Raw genomic sequence first — 22,217 nt, 5'->3', positions numbered from 1 at the left:
GATCTCGGAATTGGAAATTTTCCCGGGTCTCTCTTTTTGTTTTATGAAAGTTTAAAGGAATGATTACACACCTGAATATGCATTAAAACCACCGTCTACCGGAATCACGGTTCCTGTCACAAAGCCAGCTGCATTCGGATCGGCAAGCCAGAGCAGAGTACCGAGTAAATCTTCGGGTTTACCAAATCTTCGCATCGGCGTATGGGAGATGATTTTGTTGGAGCGTTCAGTAAGGCTTCCGTCTTCGTTAAGTAACAGTTTTTCGTTCTGTTCAGTAAGATAGAATCCGGGCGCGATAGCATTCACACGAATGCCTGCTTCGGCAAGATGAACGGCGAGCCATTCCGTGAAATTGCTGATTGCCGCTTTGGCAGCACTGTACGCAGGAACTTTTGTCATAGGGGAGTAGGCACTCATGGAAGAGATATTAATAATACTTGTTCCTTCTTTGCCTAGCATTTGTTTGGTGAAAACTTGGCTAGGGATCAGCGTACCAACGATATTGAGATCAAACACACCTCGAAATCCTTCTACTTTCATATCAAAAAAAGAAACCGTATCTTGCTGGTTTACGTCTTCCTGCTTGAAAATCTCATTCGTAGTAATGGCTGTAGGGCGGTTTCCACCGGCACCATTAATGAGAATGTCGCAAAGACCGAGCTGTGAAGCCACTTGTTCTGCGGCTTCTACTACACTCGCTTCATTCGTTACATCACAAGCGATGGAGATTGCTGTCCCGCCGGATTCCGTAATAGACTGAGCGACTTCTACTCCTTTTTCGGCAGTCCGGTTCAGAATTGCTATTTTTGCTCCTTGTCTTGCTAATTCCTCAGCCATGACACGGCATAATACACCTGAACCTCCGGTAATGACAACAACTTTATCTTGGAGGGCAGTGTGATGGGGTTGCGGATGCATCGTACTCATACCTTGCTCACCTCTTTTTTGGAAGATTGGTTCTCTTGTACTCGGTTGTAGGCGTCCCATAGACCCCATAAGTACATAATACCGAGCGCACGATCGTAAAGTCCATATCCGGGCCGGCATTGTTCCTTCCAGATTTGTCTTCCATGGTCTGGACGAGCGTATCCGGTAAAACCGATGTCGTGATAGGCCTGGACAATGCCCGTAATATCTACTGTACCGTCTATTGTACGGTGAGAAGTTTCGATAAAGTCACCATTATCAAATACTCTGATATTCCGAATATGAGCAAAAGCGATGCGCTCTTTAAACTCGTAAATCATAGACACAATGTCATTCGCGGGATTCGCTCCAAGTGAACCGCTGCACAGCGTAATACTGTTGGCGGGGCTGTCATAAAGGGAGAGAAAACGTCTTATATTAGACTGGCTCGTAATGAGGCGCGGCAAACCAAAGATAGGCCAAGGCGGATCATCTGGATGAATTGCCATTCGAATCCCATGGGCCTCTGCTACCGGTATAATCTCCTCAAGAAAATAGGAAAGGTGATTCCATAAATCTTCTTCCGTTACGTTCCGGTAAGCTTCGAACAGGTCTGTTAAATGGGCAAGCCGTTCCGGTTCCCATCCAGGCATGGTGAGCGTCGTATCTTGCGTAATCTGTCCTACAAGATCAAAGGGATCTAGTCCTTCAATTCTTGCTTTTTCATAGAATAGAGCAGTGGAACCGTCAGGTCCTGCTTTGAACAAATCAGTTCGCAACCAGTCAAAAACGGGCATGAAGTTATAACATATAACTTTCACACCAACTTGAGCGAGCTGTACGATCGTTTTCTTGTAATTCTCAATGTAAAGGTCACGAGAAGGAAGTCCAAGTTTAATATCCTCATGGATGTTTACGCTTTCAACAACCTCTAAATGAAGACCGAACTCATCAGCCTGAGATTTGATTTCCTCGATCCGTTCCATAGGCCATTCTTCACCAACGGGGATGTCATGCAGGGCCCATACAATACCTTCTACACCAGGGATTTGTCTGATTTGCTCAAGCGATACGGTATCATTGCCGAGACCAAAATAACGGAATACCATTTTCATTCCGAAGCAGCCACCTTTCTTCAAGTGCATGATAAAATACATATGTATCAAGTAAAAACTTCTCATTTCTTCATCATACTACCATACTTGTATGGTAGTATGAAAGAAGCAATTCCAATTTATATCCATTTATCTAATTGCAGGCAGAAAAAATAGACAGAGGAGCGATGAAGTATGCAATTATCTCGAATAAGTAAGGAAATAGAAATAAACCGAAGCGTAGAGCAGGATATAGGATCAGTTATGAAAGCAGCTGTTATGAATACGCCCGGAAATATAGAGATTAGGGAACTTCCTGTTCCTGAGCTTGGTCCAGATGAAGTGTTGGTTAAAATCATGGCGGTTGGCGTATGCGGCTCGGATCTCCACTACTATGAACATGGGAGAATTGGGCGTTATGTTGTAGAAAAACCAATCATTCTTGGTCATGAATGTGCGGGAATCATCGCGAGAACAGGGGAGAACGTGACCCGTGTACAACCTGGGGACCGTGTAGCCATTGAACCTGGTGTGACGTGTGGCCGCTGCCGTTACTGCAAGGAAGGCAGATACAACTTGTGTCCTGAGGTTCAGTTTCTAGCGACGCCTCCGGTCGATGGCGCTTTTGTACAATATCTCGCTATTCGTGAAGACTTTGTGTTCCAAATCCCAGATGAGCTTTCTTATGAAGAAGCTTCACTTGTGGAGCCATTCTCGGTCGGTATCCATGCTGCCTCACGCTGTAAACTCAGCCCCGGTTCCACCGTTGCCATTATGGGAATGGGCCCGGTCGGGCTAATGGCAGTGGCTGCTGCCAAATCATATGGAGCAAGCCGAATTATCGTCTCTGATCTGGAACAGATTCGTTTGGATGCTGCGATAAGAATGGGAGCAACGGAAGCGATCCATGCAGCAAAGGAGGATACGGATGCTAGAATTCGCGAGATTACAGAGGGTATAGGCGTAGATGCAGCTTGGGAGACCGCGGGCAGCCCCCGGGCATTGCAATCAGCACTTCTTTCTCTACGGCGCGGCGGAAAGCTCGTGATTGTAGGACTGCCTGCACAAGATGAAATTCCGCTGAACGTACCGTTTATTGCAGATAACGAGATTGATATTTACGGGGTATTTCGTTATGCCAACACGTACCCGGACGGCATTCGTTTTCTTGCAAAAGGAGAGATTCCTGCAAGTACGCTCATAACCGACCGATATCCACTTGAGCAGACCCAAGAAGCCTTGGAAAGGGCCATTCATAACAAGAGCGGCAGTTTGAAAGTAGTTGTCTATCCTAACGGAATGTAGAATGTAGATTCGTAAATGGAGGGTTATGATTTTTAAGGTGCCGCTGCCGCTTATGAAGGAGATATAGTTGTTAACTATTAATTTCATAGGAAACAGGTATTTAATTTCATGTAATCTGCTGTGCCATAATGGCTGTAGGTTCTTCTATATGAAGGAGATGAGGTCAGGATGGTACAGCGAACAAATAAGGGACAGTCATGGGCATCTGAACATTACGATGAGAAACTTTCTTTTGTATCAGAGATGGGCAGAGGATTGATCGACTTGCTTGAACCCGTAGAGGGGGAACGTATTCTCGATCTTGGTTGTGGAACGGGGGATCTAACACAGGAGATTGCTGCAAGCAAAGCGATGGTAACGGGGATGGATCTCTCCCCTTCAATGCTGGAGAAAGCGCGGATTAAATATCCTAATCTAAATTTTGTAGAAGGAAATGCAGAGTGTTTTACGGTACAAGAGCCTTTGGATGCGGTATTCTCCAACGCTGCCCTGCACTGGATGAAGAATGCAGAAGACGTGGTCCAGTGTGTTCATGATGCACTGCGCCCTGGAGGCAGATTTGTGGCTGAGTTCGGAGGACAACATAATGTAGGGACCGTGGTTCAGGCTATCAGCGAAGTGCTAATGGAGCAGGGGATCGATGCGGGAACACGGAGCCCTTGGTATTTTCCGAGTATCGGAGAGTACAGCGTTCTTCTTGAAAGACACGGCTTTCGGGTCACGTATGCACTGCATTTCGATAGACCTACCCCGATGCAAGACTCAGGCACTGGCTGAATGGATTTGCAAGCCCCTTCTTCACTGATGTATCACCTGAGTTCTTAAACAAAGCTTATGATGAGATCGCTGAGCGAACAAAAGCGGCTCTATATCATGAGGGAACTTGGAACATCGATTACAAACGTCTTCGTATAAGAGCAATCAAAATATAAAATAATCCAGGATGAATAATGACAAGCTACCTTTACACAAAGTTCCGTGATGAATCTTTGAATCATGCTTCAAGAAGCGGCGGAAAGTGTATAAAAGAGTAACGGGATATTGTCCCATAGAGAGGAGCTTAGACTATGTATGATATTTTACCTGGAGAAAACGAATTCTATGTGGATCAAAATGGAGAAAAGGCAGCCAGCATTGGCTTTATCCCTCGCGGTAAGGATTCGGAAGGTTATGAAGTGATCGACGTAGATCATACCTCTGTATCTGATGAGCTGCAAGGAAAAGGAGTTGGCGCAGCCTTGGTGAAGAGAATCGTAGAACATGCAAGAGAAAATAATCTGCGCATCGTACCTACTTGTCCTTTTGCAGAAAGTACAATCAGCAAACATCCTGAGTATCAAGATGTTCTAGCGAAACAATAGTCGCTAATTATAGATGGATATGAAAAAGACCTGGGTTGATTTCCATTGTACGTATACGTGTAAGGTATACTTGCAAAGGGAAGATTCCAGGTCTTTTTGTTTGAGTTTTATGCTTGTATCTTAGATTTCCATTCATCACGCAGCATGCTCATCAGAATAAGGTCATAGGCTTTACCTCCGCGTAGCACGGCAGCGCGCTTTCTGCCTTCCTCTATAAAACCTGCCTTTTTATATGCATGATAAGCTACTTCGTTATAAGAGATCACTTCAAGACCAACGCGGTTTAAGTTAAGTTCGTGGAAAGCGTAGCGCAAGATAATCTGCAGTGCATCGCTGCCGTAACCTTTTCCCCGATCTTTCGCTTTACCGATGCCGATGGCAAGTTTCGCAGCCTGGTTATTCCATTCAATGCTGTGCAGGGCCACGAATCCGATCAGGCGATCTTCATCAATGGTACGCAGCATGAATTCTACGCCGTTCTCCATCTTTGCACTTTTTGGGCCCGCTTCTGCTACGGTTTGCGGTACGGCATAATCGGTATCTAGGTTACGCATATAATCGTAATCTTCTGTATAAGCGGCTAAGGTCTGAGCATCTTGCTGGATCGCGGCTGCGAGGCGAACCTTGCTGCCATGAAACCAGTTGGGATTAGTCGTTTTTTCCAAGGGGGATGGTACACTCCTTTAATATCAAGTTCGTCTATGTACATTATAGCGGGTATTCATATAAATATCTTCCATATAAAGCTTGTCAGTTTAAGTCTAAGCCGTTATCGTTATACTAGATTCAAGTGAAGTACCGATGATTAAGAAATGAATGGAGATATAAAATGACAAGCATGAACACAAATCAGGCAGCAAGTTTACTTGAGAAATGGATTGTTTTTCTCGATATGGATAATCCGAAGGCATGGGACAAGGACGAATACAGCTACATCAAAGACAGTTGTAAAATGATTCGATCTTCCGTAAGTTGCCTGCGAGGTAAAAGTCAGGGGAAAGGACCTTCCCGCAGGGAACTTTCTGAACTTATGGAAGAGTTTATTGAAGAGATTGCTCTGGATGACCCGAATGAATGGGAAAAGGAAAATAAGGATTTTGTGAGTGAAGTGCTGGAAGCAGCGCGATTCACGGTGAAGTTTCTACGTCAGAAATAGCTGAATACGTAAAGAAAGGGATCGCGTTTATATAAACGTAATCCCTTTTTTGATGATTAATGATGATCGATAAGTTAGTTTGATTCCGGAGCCCGCTGATATACAAAATCCTCTTCCGCATCTTCGTCAATGGATCCTGCATCCATATTCATTCCGTAATAGATCTCATCCATCTCAAGTTTGAGTTGCTCCGAGATGTCCTTCTGTTCTTCTTCGCTGAGTGTATCCTTTGTATATCCAAACAGATAGTTATTCAGGTCAAATTCTTTCAATTTACATTTGGTATGGAAAATATGATGCTGATATACATTGATATCAATCATATCAAATTGTTGCTGCACACTCTCAGGAATATAGTTCTGAATGGAACTAATATCATGGTCAATAAATAACTTCTTGCCGTTAATATCCCGTGTAAAGCCTCGGACCCGGTAATCGATCGTCATAATATCCGTATCAAAAGAATGGATTAAATAGTTCAGTGCCTTCAGCGGTGAAATCTCCCCGCAAGTAGATACGTCAATATCGGCCCGGAACGTACTGATCCCCTCATGAGGATGGAATTCCGGATACGTATGCACGGTGATATGGCTTTTATCTAAATGCATGACCACATGATCAGGAAGCGGCCCTGGTGATTCCTCAAAAGATTCCTCTCCTGCACCATCCACAGGTCCTTCCGATACCAGCAGTGTTACGCTGGCTCCTTGGGGAATATAGTCCTGCTTGGCCACATTCAGTACATGGGCTCCAATAATATGAGCTACATTTGTTAAGATTTGAGTTAATCGATCCGCGTTATACTGTTCATCAATATATTCAATATAGGCTTCGCGTTCTTCTTTGGTCCGGGTATAACACACATCATACATATTAAAGCTGAGTGATTTCGTCAAGTTGTTGAAACCGTGCAGCTCGATTCTTTGTTCTGGAGTGAGTGTCATAATGATGCCTCCTGTCCCTAGGGTGACTTGGTATCTGTAGGTACCTTTATGTACTTTAACCATATCGTGGGTAGCTTAAAGCGTTTTTTGACGATTTATATTGAAGTTATCTGAATTGGGTTTATATGGTAAAGTGTATTGGAAGTAAAGTCTATTGAAAGTAAAGTGAATTGAAAGGAGTCCGGCGGAATAAGAAGATCTATTAAGAGAGGCGGAAGTATCGATGGAATATCGTGGTTCGCAGTTTTATGACCGTAAGGAACAGTTTGCAAATTATACAGCCCGGAGAGGCATGCCGGAGAATGCGAACGATACGCTGGAGGAACCAATCATTTGGGAGATGGCGGGCGAAGTGAAAGGCTTCTCGGTACTGGATATTGGATGCGGTGATGCCCAGTTTGGACGGAAGCTGCTAGATGCAGGAGCTGGGAAGTATACCGGAATGGAAGGATCGCAGAATATGTATGGTCTTGCTGTTCAATCATTACAAGAGGTAGCGGATCGGGGGAATGCGATATTCACCACGATTGAGGACTGGGTTGCAGCAGAAAACAGGGCAGAAGCGGACGCAGCTATAGCCGAAAAAGATGCAGGTTCCTATGATCTGGTCATATCCCGTCTAGTTCTTCATTATCTTGAGGATCTAGCTCCTCTGTTCACCAAGATCTATGAGATTCTTAAGCCGGGAGGAAGATTTATTTTTTCTATCGAGCACCCGGTTATCACCTCTACACTTCAACCATCGGGCATTCGCACAAACTGGATCGTGGATCAATATTTTGTGCCTGGTTATCGTACGCAGGAATGGATGGGCGGACCGGTAATGAAATATCATCGTACGGTAGAAGATTATTTTCAGACAGCTTGCAGGGCAGGGTTTAAGGTGTCTAATCTTCGAGAGTCTAAGCCGGTACGGGAACGATTTATCCATGAAGAGACCTATGAACGCAGACTTCGGATTCCTTTATTTTTATTTATGGAGCTTACGAAAAATTCATCTGAATCGAGGTAAGGCATGCGATATACGAAGACGATGGTAAAAAGGCGGCCTAGCCATCATTGGATGTTCTTGCTTCTGTTGTCTATGAGTTTGCTTCTAAGTGGTTGTGAGGAACCAATTCCTGGGCTAACGAAGTCGAAAATACATAGGGACACCATCAATCACAGTACTAGGTTCCACCACTATGAGCTAGGTGATACAGAACATGCGATATTCTATAAACCTGTCAGCCCAGATCTCCTGCTGGAGAAGTATGCTATACTGCGCCCAGGGCGCCAAATTCAGTTCAGCAGCAAGGACATGCCTTTTGAGGTGGAGAAAGAAGAAGCATTTCTTGTGCAGTATGGCAGTAAAGAATCCCCTAGTTATCAGGTTCAACTGAACTATTATGGACAAGCAGATGACTATGGCCATTACGGAGATTTGTTTTATAAGATTAACATGATGGAAGTAAAGGAAGATCCTTTTCAATCATATATTCCACACCATGACGGAGATCAGGATTATTTGCTGAACCGGGTGGATGTGAGTACAGACGAAGCAGGAACAACGTTTTACCACTTCATTCAGACGACAGACAGCTCGTATGCGTACAGTTCTTATGTAGAGAATGAGATGGGTGACGTCATTGTATTGACAACGGCGGCGGATGAAATTATGTTTTACAAAAATGGGTTTATGGTCGAGATTGGCTATCTCACTCCTTCAAGATATAACGATCCAGAAAGGGTCCCAAACGAAACGGTAATTGCCGAGATGCTTGCAACCGCTCAGAAGCTTGCGAAGCAGCTATGATATGAAAAGAAAGATCCCAAATCAGAAATAAGAATAGGATACCAAGAATTTTGATAGGCCTCATATTTAGATGAAGTTTCTTAGAAAAAATAAAAACTCGGGATTTCGCATGAAGCGAAGCCCGAGTTTTTAACGTTTATTTTGGCTGATTCTTCTGGAAAGGTCTAAGGAATCCTTTTGGTACAGGACTCTCAAAACGCATCAGTTCGCCTGTTCCCGGATGAGTGAAAGCGAGCACTTTCGCATGTAGCCCAAGTCTGCCGATGCCGCGGCTGCGCGCACCATATTTCTTATCTCCGGCCACCGGATGTCCCAATTCCTCCATATGAACACGAATCTGATTCTTGCGTCCGGTTTCGAGCTGAACTTCCAGTAAGGAGTACTCACTTTCCGCTTCCAGCGTTTTGAAATGAGTGATGGCTTTTTGGCCGTTATTAGGGTAAGGCGAAGAGTACATTTTGAGCGTTTTACTCTCTTTTAAGTAGGATGTGATAGTACCTTGGCTTTGCTTTACTTTTCCTTCAACAAGGGCAATGTAAGTACGTTCTTCTACAGTATCACGCCAAGTATCTTGGAGTGCTTTTTGAATCTCTTCACGCTTCGCAAACAGCATCACGCCTGATGTATCCCGGTCGAGACGGTGAACGATGAAAATACGATTGCTTGGATGTTCTACGCGTACATGCGTCATTAACTGACGATAAGCCGTTACTTCTTGCTCCTTATCGGAGGCAACGGACAATAGTCCGGAATCTTTATGAACGACAATAATGTCGTTATCTTCGTACAGAATAGCAAGTCCCAGAAGGGGAGGAGCTTCTTCTTTTTTCTCGCTGATAATGGAAATCCTCATTCCAGGTTTAAGCGCGTAATTGTATGCTGTTACCACTTTGCCATTTACGAGAATTTGTCCTCTCGCCAGCATGGATTTGATCGCATTACGACTCTTAGAGAGATGAGTAAGCAAGTAAGCAAGTAGCTCACTGCTTTCTTCTACAACATAAGCTTTAGGTGAATCTACGGAAGATCCTGTTTTTTTGCTATTTGGGCGAGGAGCAGAGAAGGTGCTCCCTTTCGATTTTTTATGTGATTTCGCATGACTTTGCGCCTGGGGACGAGTACTGTAACCATCCTCTGTGCTAAGATGCGGTGCTTGTTTTTTTCGCATGCCTTATGGCCTCCTGATTGGGTAAAAAGATTGTCCGGTTTAATTCCGATTGTCTTGGTTAATATACCACGTAGAGGGTGGAAATGCACGAACACAGCCCGTTAGCAATTCGCATTCGTTAGATCTTCCATGGTAAGCTACTTGTATATAGAATAGAAAAACATCTATAGAGGGAGAATACACAACATGAAGACGAAAAAAATGTGGTTTAAATGGATGGCAGGAATGACTTTAGTCAGCGTATTACTCGCAGGATGCAGTACAACAACGGTAGACAATAATGGAGAAGGTTTGAAAGACCAAGATGAACCTCAAGTAATAAAAGTCGGGGTACCTGCCGGTTCCAGTAAGGAAATGGTAGAAAAGACGATGAAAGATCTCGTTGAAAAACAAGGTTCCAAATTGGAAGTAGTAGAGATCAGTGACCCGGATGAATCCTTAACGGAACTGACGAATGGTTCGATTGATGCTTTTCTAAATACATTTACCAATAACAGTGATAATGCTGTAACGTCCATTATTGCCGTGCCGACAGAGCCGCTTGCGCTTTATTCCAAATCGGTTACTGACGAAGATGCTATTGCGAAGAACAGTACAATCTTCCTTCCAGAAGAGCCGATTTTGCTGACTCGCGCATTATTAATGCTGGAAGATGAAGGTGTGATTGGGATTCGTACCGGCGCTTCTTACACGGACATGTCAATCGATACGGCGGTAGAGGAGAATCCAAAGAACATTACACTAAAAACCATGCCAGTAAGCGAATTGGGACAAGCAGTAACAGATGAGAGTACAGAACTCGTGTTGATGCCTGTTATGATGGCAGCAGAAGCTGGATTTACGGATAAAGATGAGCTCGATACGGAGGATATTCCTGAGAATCTAAGCAATCGACTCGTTGTACGTGCAGCAGATCAGAATGCTACCTTTGCCCGTACGCTTAAAGAAGTCGTTCAATCTGCAGAATACAAGAAGCTGCTTGATCAGAACTTCCCAGAATACGAAGAGCCAGAGTGGATGGATTAAACAACAGTTCGAATGAACCCATAATCAACTAGATCAATCTCTTATTACAATTAAAATAAAAAGGTACTCCCTTATCGTTCGTACGTGAACGCAAAAAGAAGTACCCAGACTGCAGGAAAACTAGCTTACACTAGTCTATCTGCAGTCTTTTTTTAATTTTATTACATTTCATTTCTTCCTATTACTTATGCTTACTTAAGATATCGAAAATAATGCGGGCGTTGTCTGTGTTATCGATCAGTCCTGCAAACCGATCTTTGCCTGGTCCATATGCGTACACAGGAACATCATCTCCTGTATGACCGCCCGTTGTCCAGCCGGTAAAAGAACGGTTATCAAAGATTGCTTCAATGGCATTATCAATATCGGTTACCTTTTTCTCTGTCGCTGCGTCTTGTACAGACTTGATCTCTTCTGCAGTCAGTTCAAGATCAATATATATCTTAAGCGTATCTTCCACAGAACTTCCTGCTGCGATCTCTGCTGCCATAAAGTCAGGCGTGCGTTTGGCTGCTTTGATCGGGGCTGCGAGAAAATTGTATTCGCCGTCTTTTCCAAGCGTAAGTCCACCAGTAGAGTGATCTGCTGTAGCTACGACAAGCGTTTCACCATCTTCTTTTGCAAAATCAATCGCCGCCTTAAAAGCCTTCGCGAAGTCTTCCATCTCACTCATGGAACCTACGATATCATTATCATGACCTGCCCAGTCAATCTGGCTGCCCTCGATCATGAGGAAAAATCCGTTCTCGTTCGTGCTCAGGCGATCAATCGCTGTATCTGTCATCTCTGCCAGAGAAGGAGTCGCACTGGTACGGTCGATCGTTTTATCGAGGCCACCATCTGCGAACAAACCTAGGATTTGGTTGTTGTTATCTTTCAGTAAGGCACTGCGATCCGTAACATAGCTGAATCCCGCACTTTGAAATTCTTTAGTCAAATCACGATCTTCTCTCACGAAATTTGATTTCCCGCCGCCAAGCAAGACATCCACTTTATGTTTTCCATTCACAAGCTGATCGAAGTAGTCATCTGCGATGGCATCCATGTTTTTACGGCTAATATCATGCGCACCGAAGGCAGCAGGGGTCGCATGTGTAATCTCGGAAGTAGCGACAAGACCTGTTGCTTTTCCGTTTTCTTTGGCTTGTTCGAGCACGGTTTTTACTTCGGTATGATCGTTATCTACCGCAATGGCTGCGTTATACGTTTTGACTCCAGCTGACATCGCCGTTGCCGCGGATGCAGAGTCCGTTACATTCTGGTGCTCATCTTCAGGATACGTCATTTGTGCGCCAATGAGGTATGGATCGAACTCGGTTTTCTCCATGAGGGGAGTAGAAGGGTTATCTTTCATATAGCGGTAAGCTGTTGTGTAAGGAGTCCCCATCCCGTCACCAATCAGAAAAATAATGTTCTTAATTTTCTTCGTCTCTACACTGACCGCATTCACCGTGTCTACAGCATGTGCTTGGCCTGCAGAAAGAATCGTCGAGGCCGCAAGCGTGATCCCGAGAATGGCGGGCACCATTTTTTTCGTTTTCTTATGTAGCATGTTTATATTTCCTCCTCTTCATCAGTTAGGAAAAGATTGTAATTATGTATTGATTAATTGAAGAATAACACTGGAATGTAAAAACAAAACTTCATCTTGATCAGCGGAATATTAATATTTGTAATTTTGTAAAACCGCGATGAAATCTGAGAAACTTCCAGGATCTGTGCTTTTGCAGTGCATTATCTTGTGAAATCCATTGTTTATTCTCTATACAATCCCTTGATGTTAGTATGTATTATTCGGTACACTTAATAGAATGAACGGAAAAAGTACGAATGGATAAGATGAAGTTTTCTTTTCCTGAAAATACAGGAGAAGGTGAGGAGTTTTTGAAAGATGAGTATTCAGACAAAAACAATGACAGAAGCGCAGGAAATGCTGCAAACTTATTTTGGATATCCTGATTTTCGGGAGGGTCAGAAAAAGATTGTAGAAAGCCTGCTTCAACATAATGACACGCTTGGCATTATGCCGACGGGCGGCGGGAAGTCGATCTGTTACCAGATCCCGGCCTTGCTGTATTCGGGTCTGACTTTGGTCGTGTCACCGCTGATCTCGCTAATGAAGGATCAGGTCGATGCACTGCTCGCCATGGGCATTCCTGCTGCTTATATCAATAGTACGCTGAGCGGACGTGAAGTGAATGACCGAATCAGAGCTGCCCGCAGCGGGGAACTGAAAATGCTCTACGTTGCACCGGAGCGGCTTGAGCTGGACTGGTTCCGTGATGAGATGGCAGAGCTTGAGATTTCTTGTGTAGCAGTGGATGAGGCTCACTGTGTATCGCAGTGGGGTCATGATTTTCGGACGAGTTATCTATCAGTAGCTCCTTTTGTAGAATACTTGCCAGAGCGCCCAATTGTAGCCGCTTTTACCGCAACAGCAACTCCGGCAGTAATGGAAGATATTCTAAGACTGCTGCGTTTACGTAATCCGGAGACGTTTGTCACAGGACTTGGACGAGATAATCTCGCCATGCAGGTACTGCGCGGGGAGAACAAAAAAGAATATGTAATGGACTATGCCCGTGAACATGCGGACGAAGCGGGGATTATCTATGCTGCGACCCGTAAGGATGTAGATGATCTGTACAGTCGTTTGCAAGAGGCCGGAGTGGCTGCCGGACGTTATCATGCTGGAATGACAGATGAAGAGCGCGCAGCAAGTCAGGAAGCTTTCTTGTTCGATGATCTTAGAGTGATTGTGGCAACGAATGCATTTGGGATGGGTATCGATAAAAGTAACGTGAGATATGTAATCCATTATAATATGCCGAAAAATATGGAAGCCTACGTTCAGGAGGCAGGACGTGCAGGTCGGGACGGCGAACCGAGTCAGTGTATCCTGCTGTTCAGCGCGCAAGATATCATGACTCAGAAGTTCCTGCTGGAGCAGGGGGATGCAGATCCTGAGCGCAAGCGTAACGATTATCGTAAGCTTCAGCAGATGATTGACTATTGTTATACGACGAAGTGTCTGCGCAGTGCGCAGCTGGACTATTTTGGAGAGGAACATGACGATACGGGCTGCGGGATTTGCAGTTCTTGTACGGATGACCGGGAACTCATTGATATGACCGTTGATGCCCAGAAAATCTTCTCCTGTATTCACCGGATGAGAGAGCGTTTTGGCGTGTCGCTTGTGTCGATGGTACTCAAAGGTTCGAGAAACAAAAAAGTGCTGGAATATGGTTTTGACAGTCTGCCTACGTATGGAGTGATGTCGAATCGCTCGGAAAAAGAAATCTCCGAAATTATTAACGTTCTCGCCTCCGAAGGATATCTTGCTTTGTCGGAAGGACAGTACCCCGTGCTGAGACTTCAGCCGCTTGCGGTCGAAGTACTGAAAGGACAGCGCGAAGTGATGCAGCGAGTGGCGAGAGTAAGTGCGGCTTCTTCAAGAAGCAGCAGATCTTCTAGAACAAGTAAACGGGATATGTCTCCATCTGCGGTGAATGAGACGATATTCGAACAGCTGAGACTGATTCGACGTGAAATGGCAGAACGCGAGCATGTACCGTCCTATATTATTTTTAATGATGCAACGCTTCGAGAGATGAGTGTGGTATGTCCGCAGAGCGAACGTGACATGCTGAAGATTAAAGGGGTCGGAGAAGTGAAGTACCGGAAATACGGACAACCTTTTCTCGATTTCTTCTTGAACCAAGGAAGTAGTGAAGTAGAAGCACCAGCTTATGATCCTTTTGAATTCTAAAGCAGCAGATTAGTTGTTAATAAATACAGAATTAAATACAGGGCACTGCAATGAGCAGTTCCACTACGGTAAAGGTTGTGCGCATATGAAAGTGATTTTGTCGACGCTGAATGCGAAGTATATTCATACTTCTCTTGCGATTCGCTGCCTGAAGGCTTATAGCGAAAAAGATTTTGATATTGAGCTTGCGGAATATACGATCAAAGACCCGGTGATGAACATTGTGTCAGATCTGTATCAGCGCGGAGCCGATGTGATTGGATTCTCTTGTTATATCTGGAACATTGAAGAGACGATCAAAGTGATTAATATTCTAAAAAGGGTCATGCCTGAGGTGAAAATCATCCTTGGTGGACCTGAGGTATCTTATGATGTAGAGCACTGGATGAATCGTCTTCCAAACGTTGATTTCATCGTGGTCGGTGAAGGAGAAGAGACATTCCATCAGCTTTTGCAGGAGATCGAAGGGAAGCAGAAATACCACTTTGTATATGGGATCGCTTACCGTAAAGGGGAAGAGGTGATCGTGATGCCAGGCCGGCCGAAAGCCGACCTGAACGAACTGCCTTCTCCGTATCGTTTCCCAGAGGATATTCCGGATCTTGGGAAACGAGTGGTTTATTTTGAGACAAGCCGCGGTTGTCCGTTTAACTGTCAGTTCTGTCTATCGAGTATTGAAGTTGGAGTAAGGTACTTCGATATTGAACGAACAAAAGCAGATATTCTGTATCTGATCGAAAATGGTGCGAAACTCATCAAATTCGTGGATCGGACGTTTAATATTAAGCGGGATTATGCACTAGAGATGTTCGAGTTCCTAATTCAAAATCACGGGGGCTGCGTGTTCCAGTTCGAAATTACAGCAGATATCATGCGTCCAGAAGTGCTCGACTATCTGGCGGAGAATGCACCTCCTGGGGTGTTTCGTTTTGAGATCGGGGTTCAGTCCACGAATGACCCAACGAATGAACTTGTAAAACGCCGTCAGAACTTTACGAAGCTTAGCCGGACGGTAAGCAAGATTAAAGCCAGCGGAAAAATTGATCAGCATTTGGACCTCATTGCCGGTCTGCCGCTCGAAGATTACGATACATTCCGTAAAACGTTTAACGATGTATTTGCACTCGGACCAGAAGAGCTTCAGCTTGGTTTCCTTAAAATGCTGCGCGGAACGGGTCTTCGTCTTGACGCAGACAAATACAACTACACGTACATGGATCAAGCACCGTATGAAATTTTGGGCAGCGATGTGCTTCCTTTTAGCGATATTGTAAGGCTTAAACGTCTTGAGGATGTGCTTGAGAAGTACTGGAATGCACACCGCATGGACCATACGCTGAAATACCTAATGGAGCAGGAATTCCCGTCTCCGTTTGACTTCTTCCAAGCCTTCGGCGACTACTGGGAAGGGCAAGGATGGCAGAAGATCGGTCATCAGCTAGAGGATCTATTTACTCGTCTTCGTTCGTTCCTGGAGCAGCGGGGGACGAAACAAATGGATCTCATCCTGGGTCTGATGAAGCTTGATTATTTCCTTGGTCACAAGTATAAGCCGCGTAAAATCTGGTGGGATTTCACGATGGAGAAAAGGGACTGGGCGTCGTATATTAAACATCTCGCGGAGCATCCGGAAGACGTGTCGCCTGAATTTGCTAAGCTTTCACTGAGTGAACGAGATCTTCAGAAACATGCGGTTCTGGAAGTGCTGCCGTTCCATTTGGAACGTGTACTTGAGGGAGTAACGCCAGAAGATGCAAAAGGGCAGACGCTTCTCGTTACGATCTATCAGCAGAATGAAGATCAGAAGCCGGTTTATTTTACCTTGCCGCTGGGAGCGGAAGCGAAAATGATGTAATGGTGTCATAGCTGTAGGAAATAGATATTAATATCGATATTGAATTTTGATACCATTAAGGATAAATTGATTAAATGTGAAAAATCCCTAACCATAGAATGAATGTTGTTGTCGTTTGTATGGTTAGGGATTTTTTAGTGGTGTCCTGCTTAAGAAAATAAAAAGATATGAAGCATTTAGATGAATAAAGTATTTAAATGAAAAAACAATTAATTGTTTATTTGCCGCCAATTCAGTCAGAGAGGTGTATTTTTGAAAGGGTTTCTAGTTTTTATTGGACTTATAATTATTAATGGTGTTTTATTTCTGTTTGTAAATTTTGGCGGTTTATTACTGATCGACTTAGCTTTCATCATGACCCTTCTTGTGCTTATGTACGATAATCAAAAGGTAATCCTGCGGAAATTAAATCGGAAGAAAGATACCCCGGAACAAAAGAACTTGCTCGCACAAAGAGAAGCGGCTGAGCGGAATTTTGATCAAAATGATCTTCCTAGCATCGATGAAGTAAAAGAGTTGAATGAGCGATAATATGCCCTGTTTTAATTTTCAAACTTGGGACCACTACCTTTTTTATTAGGATAGTGGTTTTTTGTTGTTACGCACGTGTTAATGACCTTGTTTTCTTGTTAGAAGCCGGTGCCGTATTACCTCTTATTGGGCTGGATCTAACCACCTAAGGAGGTACAGTTTGTCCGTTCTCCAAGCATAACGTTAAAAAGAAAAGCTAAGAAAGAGCAAACAAACAAGAGCAAACAAACAAGAGCAAACAAACAAGAGCAAACAAAGAAGAGGCCGCCTGTACTTCTAAACAGGGACCTCTTCTTTGATGTTCAAATGCGTGATGGTTGACTCTACTAGGTACGGGTGTACTTTGGTATACAATGAAAGCTATTTGAAGCTGCTTTATAAGGGCTGAATAAGGGCTGAAGTTAACCGGTGATATCACGCCTTAACGTGAACAGATCTTTAAGCGCCTCGGTCGACAGCTCGGTAATCCAGCTCTCCGTACTGGATATGACATTGTCGCTGAGTTGCTGTTTGCTCTCCAGCATCTCATCAATGTGCTCCTCAAGCGTACCCAACGCGATGAACTTGTGTACCTGTACGTCCTTGGTCTGACCCATACGGTAAGCACGGTCGGTTGCTTGATTCTCTACGGCTGGATTCCACCAGCGGTCAAAGTGGAACACATGATTGGCTGCTGTCAGGTTAAGCCCTACGCCTCCGGCTTTAATGGAAAGAATAAATACATTTGGTTGTTCAGCAGGCGGCAGGGACTGGGATTGAAACTGTTCAATCATCCGATCGCGAGCCATTTTGGAAGTACTTCCATTTAGATAAAGTACAGGCTCCTGCAATTCCTGTTGGAGCGTCTGCTTCAGAATTTCTCCCATGCCGATATACTGAGTGAAAATAAGGCAACGTTCGCCTTCTTCACGAAGCTCTCTAACCATCTCAAGCAAGCGCTCAAGTTTGGACGAACGGCTGATTAACATGTCCGTGTTAAACGGACTGTCAGGATCGTCCTGAATATCAGGGATAGACTCTTTTGTTAACAATACCGGATGATCGCAGAGCCGCTTCAAATGGGTAAGGGTTGAAAGTATCGCCCCTTTTCTTTCGATCCCCTCCAGCTCTTTCATTTTGTTCATTAAGTCGTTAACGGCCTGGTCATAGAGAGCGCTCTGCTCGGCAGTAAGCTTAATATAGGTTTTCATCTCATTCTTATCCGGTAGATCGAGCTGAATGGCAGGATCCTTCTTCTTCCGGCGGAGCATAAATGGCTTGACCAGCTTTTGCAGTTGGATTGTCTTTTGCTCATCTTGGTCTTTCTCAATCGGCTGAATGAACCGAGCACTAAATGCTCGCGCTGTTCCCAAATAACCTGGGTTTATAAAATCATAGAGAGACCATAGCTCTGAGAGCCGATTTTCTATAGGCGTTCCCGTAAGCGCGATCCGATGTTTCGCTTGGAAGCTGCGGACAGCAGTGGACTGTTTCGTTTGTGCATTTTTGATATTCTGAGCTTCGTCTAAACAGAGCGATTCCCACGTAACTGTACTCAGTAATTCTTGATCAAGCGTTGCTGTGGCAAAGGAGGTGATAATGACGTCCGCTTGCCCGATAAGCGCTTGAAAATCATCCCCGCTTGCACGATTGCTTCCATAATGAAGCCTCACCCGAAGGGACGGAGCGAAACGGCTTATTTCTTTCTGCCAGTTGCCAAGTACCGATGTTGGACATATTAAAAGGGAAGGATTTACGGGATCTGCAGCTGCGTTGGTCTCTTTTAAATGCAATAAATAGGTGATAAACTGCAGCGTTTTACCAAGACCCATGTCATCTGCCAGGCAAGCTCCTAGACCATAATTACGCAAGAAGACAAGCCACGAAAAACCATCATATTGATACGTTCGAAGTTCTGCTTGAAGATTATTTGGAACGCTGAGCTTCGGCCACTCGGATTGTCGCCCTAATTGATTAATAAGCCTTGTCAGATGTTCATTCAGCTCGACACCAATCTGAATGTGCTCATTGTCCTCATCATCCTCTTGATCTGCTTTTTCCTTGGCACGGCCCCTATAGGAAACTTGGCTGTTCTCGAGTAGATGCAGATGCAATATATCTTGAAAAGATAACCCCTGTGAGCTGTCAACTCCTGCCATTGCTTGGGAAATCTGTGCTAAGAGAGCCGGGTCAAGCGGAATCCATTGTCCTCGAAACTGCACTAATCGCTCATTGCGAGCCACAAGTTCAGCAAACTCCGCTTCGGTGAACTGAGCATCTCCAATGGCAATACGCCAATCAAATTGAATGATGGAATTTAGTCCGAAAAATGACTTCCCTTTGCCTGCTTGTCCTTCGCTATCCCCTTCATCTGCTCGAACCTTGGCCCGAAGCTTAGGACGTCTGCGACTAGCTGCTTCCCACCAAGCAGGAAGGAGTACCTGCCAGCCTGCTTCGAGTAAACGACGGCTGTCTACCGTTAGGAATTTCCAAGCAGCCTCATCAGACAGCGGTTTACTAAGGACATCTCCGCTATGTTCGGCCCATTGTTCCTTAGGCAGACTTGCACGTAAATGCTCCAGCCATCCAGATGAGCGTTCAATAATGTGACTTGACCAAGAATCCGGCCACCCGCCAGATACATGTCCATCTTCAGCAAGGCGCACAGGAATAAGAATCACGGGATCGATTTTATCTTGTAATACAAGCTTAAGTCGCCATGACGGATCATCATCGTCTGGTTCCAGTAACTGTAGTAAGAGACGGAAAGGAGCAGCATCTGCTCTCCAGCCAATCGAAACGAGCCATGCTTGTTCATTTATACCAGCCGCTGCACGATCTTTGGTGAAGAGTAATGGATACTCCGTGCGTAGATCGGAAGCAGTAACTTCGGTTCCATAATAGCGATAAAACACGGCAGACGAGAAAGCGGCGTTTAATCCGGCATAATCGCTTGGATGATCGTCTTTTAATTGCTTCAATGCAGCGGTGGCTGCTGTAGTTAATGTTTTTGTGTCCCAGGTCCAGGCGAGTTTTCCTTGCCGGAAGGCAGTAAAGCTAGGAATATATTGTCTTTCTTCAATACATACATTCAAAATGGAGGCAAACTCAATCCACTGCGCAGCTTCTTCATCCCACAGCCATTCGATATGATGTAAAAGCCTGCGTTCGGCCAAGAAGGGGAGAACATGCTCTGCAGGGAGAATAATAAGTTCAACCTCTTCAATCTGTTTAATTTCCAGTTCCGTACCATACATTGATGCCTCGTGCCAAGCAAATAGACGATGTTTCAAATCCATTCCGGATACGTATCTGTTTGCTGCGGTCAAACCGTAAATCAGAGCATCTCCATAGGTGCTGAGACTGATATGGACGGTGATCGTTTCTGTGAATTGACTCATGGTATCAGTTTCCCCTTTCGAAGCTCCTCTTGCAGCGCACGCAGACGACTATGACGGTTAGCAAAAGCAGTGATGAACTCTTCCCAGCGCGATTCTTGTTTCATTTTTAGATACAGTTTGGATAATCGTTTTAATAGTTTCACGGCTGCTTTATAGCCATCTCTATTTTTAAGCAGAATATATCTTTCAACCGCCTGATGATAGAAGGGCAATAGCAGTTCGGGTGCATTTTTCTCTATCGGTTTTAGGACGGTGACACGGAAATCCAGAGGCTCTGTGCCGCTGCTTAGCTGAAAATCCATCCACTGCTGCCATTTACTATGAGCGAGCAAGGTTTCTTCATATATCCTCCTTGAATAAGGAAGCATGCTGATCAGGCTGTTCCACAAATGCTGCTTAGAATCCGGACTTGAGGAATGCTGAATAACCTGTTCCCACAGGTTCACATATGCCTGAATATGCTGCTCTCGAGGTCTACTTAGCATCATCGGACCAATGGCGAGAAGCCAGTTTTGCAGCCGTGACCACTGCTCTTTTTCAGATAGAATCTGCAGAAAGAGTAAGAAGCGCTTAGGAGGAATAACTCCTTTGTCATTAGCTTGCCGAAGCATGTCCAAAGCAGGTTCATCCTGATCTAAAAAGAAGTGGATTTGGCTTTGAGCTAACAACCAAGGCAGCTTGGCAAGCGAGGTTTTAAGCTCATTTTCCGCCAATCTTAACTGTTCTAGTTCCTCTTCGTACATTAACTGGTCCTTCAGGTTAGGATGAATCCAGTGCAACCAGAGCAGATCATAAGTCGCGGAAAAATAACGGAGGTTATTTGATTCCACCAGCATACGGCTCCGTAAGTAGTCAGAAGTTTCTGACACACGAGACCAATGCTCCGGTTCGTCCCCGATCCTAAACGGCTCAGTCAATATCCGTGTTATTTCTTTTTGTACATCATCCGCGGCAACCTGTGTGTGAAAGCCCATGAATACATTTCGATGCATTTTTGAATTCTGCAGGGGTCTTACCAGTTTATCAAGCACAAACACTTGCGCATGGAGCTTATACAGCTGGTCCAAGACAGGCGAAAGCTCAGGTTGCTGGTTATGGATGGAAGCTAGAGCTTCCTGTGCATATTGAACGTTAGGGCTGTCAGTTCCTACGGAGGAGGTGCACAGCTTGAAAAAAGCATGCCAATCTTGGATGGGCATGGACGGTAACTTATTTGCTAGCTCCTGCAATTGTAACTGTGCAGGGGTGTTTATTTTGCGAACACTATTCTTTGGTTCTACACCTATTTCTATATCTAGTTCTTCTACATCTAGTTCTGCATTTTGTTCTGTAGTTGGTCCTGCACCTGAAGGTTGTTGGTTAGATTTTTTAGCAGGACTCGTAAGATGAGTAGATCTATCTTGCTGGGTAAGCGTCGCTGCTGAATGGCTATTTACAATCGCATGAACAGATCGTCCATATTGATTCACGTAAGCAAGAAGTACGGCAACCATATGTTTACAATAGGATGGAACGGAACAGGTACAATGACTCTCGGATAAAGTATCTAGATTGAGTGTAACTTGGTACCGCTCCTCATCCTTGCCTTCAACAAAGCCTTCTATATGTTCGGGATTGGATATTTTCATAAGATGGGCAAGCTCTTGTTTATACTGTTCAAATCCACGTTTTATCGTAATATCATTGAAGTTTTCCCGAATCCTTTGAATGAGCATTTGCCACTCTGTTTCATCAAGCATATATTTTAAGTTCATTATTAATCTCCTATGGGAGTGTAGTGTTTATCTATTATAATCAAATTCGTATATTTGAGAAATTTCCTCTAATGAAAAATGGGGCTGATATTTAGGATAACGGTATGAGTTCGGAAGGGCAACTTTGACAGCAGAAGGTGGAGTTAGATAATGACATATAATAGGGAAGAGAT

General features: G+C 44.4%; 17 protein-coding genes and 1 pseudogene. 10 read left to right on the top strand and 8 right to left on the bottom strand.

Annotated elements, in window-relative coordinates:
• Positions 1-63 precede the first annotated feature (63 nt).
• Positions 64-918, bottom strand: a complete 855-nt coding sequence (locus KJS58_RS14725) for an SDR family oxidoreductase (RefSeq protein ID WP_213533545.1) — start codon at positions 916-918, stop codon at positions 64-66.
• A gap of 5 nt (positions 919-923) precedes the next feature.
• Entirely contained in the window at positions 924-2,021 is a 1,098-nt protein-coding gene (gene uxuA / locus KJS58_RS14720; protein WP_213533405.1) for a mannonate dehydratase, read from the bottom strand.
• Positions 2,022-2,264: 243 nt separating this feature from the next.
• Here uxuA and KJS58_RS14715 point away from each other — a divergent pair, with 243 nt between their 5' ends.
• The 3 genes and pseudogenes from KJS58_RS14715 (at position 2,265) to KJS58_RS14705 (ending at position 4,666) form a co-directional block, all read left to right on the top strand.
• Positions 2,265-3,305 (top strand): NAD(P)-dependent alcohol dehydrogenase, encoded by a 1,041-nt coding sequence (locus KJS58_RS14715; protein ID WP_213533543.1) that lies wholly within the window; start codon positions 2,265-2,267, stop codon positions 3,303-3,305.
• A gap of 168 nt (positions 3,306-3,473) precedes the next feature.
• A pseudogene (locus tag KJS58_RS14710) lies at positions 3,474-4,237 on the top strand (class I SAM-dependent methyltransferase).
• 135 nt (positions 4,238-4,372) lie between these two features.
• Positions 4,373-4,666: a GNAT family N-acetyltransferase gene (locus KJS58_RS14705; protein WP_213533403.1), complete on the top strand. Its 294-nt coding sequence runs from the start codon at positions 4,373-4,375 to the stop codon at positions 4,664-4,666.
• 107 nt (positions 4,667-4,773) lie between these two features.
• On the opposite strand, the gene KJS58_RS14700 is transcribed toward KJS58_RS14705, so the two are convergent.
• Entirely contained in the window at positions 4,774-5,331 is a 558-nt protein-coding gene (locus KJS58_RS14700) for a GNAT family N-acetyltransferase (protein ID WP_213533401.1), read from the bottom strand.
• Between the two features lie 164 nt (positions 5,332-5,495).
• On the opposite strand from KJS58_RS14700, the gene KJS58_RS14695 reads away from it, so the two are divergent.
• Positions 5,496-5,822, top strand: coding sequence for a hypothetical protein (locus tag KJS58_RS14695; RefSeq protein WP_213533399.1), 327 nt, complete (start codon positions 5,496-5,498; stop codon positions 5,820-5,822).
• 74 nt (positions 5,823-5,896) lie between these two features.
• Here KJS58_RS14695 and speD read toward each other — a convergent pair whose 3' ends face one another.
• The gene (gene speD, locus KJS58_RS14690; protein WP_213533397.1) at positions 5,897-6,766 is read right to left on the bottom strand and encodes an adenosylmethionine decarboxylase; all 870 of its coding nucleotides are present in this window, start codon (positions 6,764-6,766) and stop codon (positions 5,897-5,899) included.
• A 223-nt stretch (positions 6,767-6,989) separates the two neighbouring features.
• On the opposite strand from speD, the gene KJS58_RS14685 reads away from it, so the two are divergent.
• The gene (locus KJS58_RS14685; protein ID WP_213533395.1) at positions 6,990-7,778 is read left to right on the top strand and encodes a class I SAM-dependent DNA methyltransferase; all 789 of its coding nucleotides are present in this window, start codon (positions 6,990-6,992) and stop codon (positions 7,776-7,778) included.
• Between the two features lie 51 nt (positions 7,779-7,829).
• Positions 7,830-8,561 (top strand): hypothetical protein, encoded by a 732-nt coding sequence (locus KJS58_RS14680; RefSeq protein ID WP_213533394.1) that lies wholly within the window; start codon positions 7,830-7,832, stop codon positions 8,559-8,561.
• 136 nt (positions 8,562-8,697) lie between these two features.
• Here the strand turns inward: KJS58_RS14680 and KJS58_RS14675 are convergent, their stop codons facing one another.
• Complete coding sequence (locus KJS58_RS14675) at positions 8,698-9,729, bottom strand: RluA family pseudouridine synthase (RefSeq protein WP_213533392.1); 1,032 nt, start codon at positions 9,727-9,729, stop codon at positions 8,698-8,700.
• 186 nt (positions 9,730-9,915) lie between these two features.
• Here KJS58_RS14675 and KJS58_RS14670 point away from each other — a divergent pair, with 186 nt between their 5' ends.
• Complete coding sequence (locus KJS58_RS14670; protein WP_213533390.1) at positions 9,916-10,755, top strand: MetQ/NlpA family ABC transporter substrate-binding protein; 840 nt, start codon at positions 9,916-9,918, stop codon at positions 10,753-10,755.
• A gap of 181 nt (positions 10,756-10,936) precedes the next feature.
• On the opposite strand, the gene KJS58_RS14665 is transcribed toward KJS58_RS14670, so the two are convergent.
• A complete protein-coding gene (locus KJS58_RS14665; protein WP_213533388.1) occupies positions 10,937-12,307 on the bottom strand; it encodes an alkaline phosphatase in 1,371 nt (456 codons plus the stop codon).
• 339 nt (positions 12,308-12,646) lie between these two features.
• Here KJS58_RS14665 and recQ point away from each other — a divergent pair, with 339 nt between their 5' ends.
• The 3 genes from recQ to KJS58_RS14650 all read left to right on the top strand — a co-directional run bounded on the left by recQ (position 12,647) and on the right by KJS58_RS14650 (position 16,910).
• The gene (gene recQ / locus KJS58_RS14660) at positions 12,647-14,524 is read left to right on the top strand and encodes a DNA helicase RecQ (RefSeq protein WP_213533386.1); all 1,878 of its coding nucleotides are present in this window, start codon (positions 12,647-12,649) and stop codon (positions 14,522-14,524) included.
• Between the two features lie 85 nt (positions 14,525-14,609).
• On the top strand, positions 14,610-16,379 hold the full coding sequence (locus KJS58_RS14655; RefSeq protein WP_213533541.1) for a B12-binding domain-containing radical SAM protein: 1,770 nt from the start codon (positions 14,610-14,612) through the stop codon (positions 16,377-16,379).
• A 252-nt stretch (positions 16,380-16,631) separates the two neighbouring features.
• Complete coding sequence (locus KJS58_RS14650) at positions 16,632-16,910, top strand: hypothetical protein (protein ID WP_213533384.1); 279 nt, start codon at positions 16,632-16,634, stop codon at positions 16,908-16,910.
• Positions 16,911-17,311: 401 nt separating this feature from the next.
• Here the strand turns inward: KJS58_RS14650 and KJS58_RS14645 are convergent, their stop codons facing one another.
• Positions 17,312-20,290: a DEAD/DEAH box helicase gene (locus KJS58_RS14645; RefSeq protein ID WP_213533382.1), complete on the bottom strand. Its 2,979-nt coding sequence runs from the start codon at positions 20,288-20,290 to the stop codon at positions 17,312-17,314.
• Positions 20,287-22,044 carry an SWIM zinc finger family protein gene (locus KJS58_RS14640; protein ID WP_213533380.1) on the bottom strand — a complete coding sequence of 586 codons (1,758 nt, stop codon included), beginning with the start codon at positions 22,042-22,044 and terminating at the stop codon, positions 20,287-20,289. Before KJS58_RS14640 ends, KJS58_RS14645 begins: the two co-directional genes overlap by 4 nt.
• Positions 22,045-22,217: the final 173 nt, after the last annotated feature.

The sequence above is a fragment of the Paenibacillus sp. J45TS6 genome (assembly GCF_018403285.1).
Taxonomy (GTDB): domain Bacteria; phylum Bacillota; class Bacilli; order Paenibacillales; family Paenibacillaceae; genus Paenibacillus.
The sequence above is the reverse complement of the archived record's forward strand: the minus strand, read 5'-3'. Positions and strand labels throughout refer to the sequence as shown.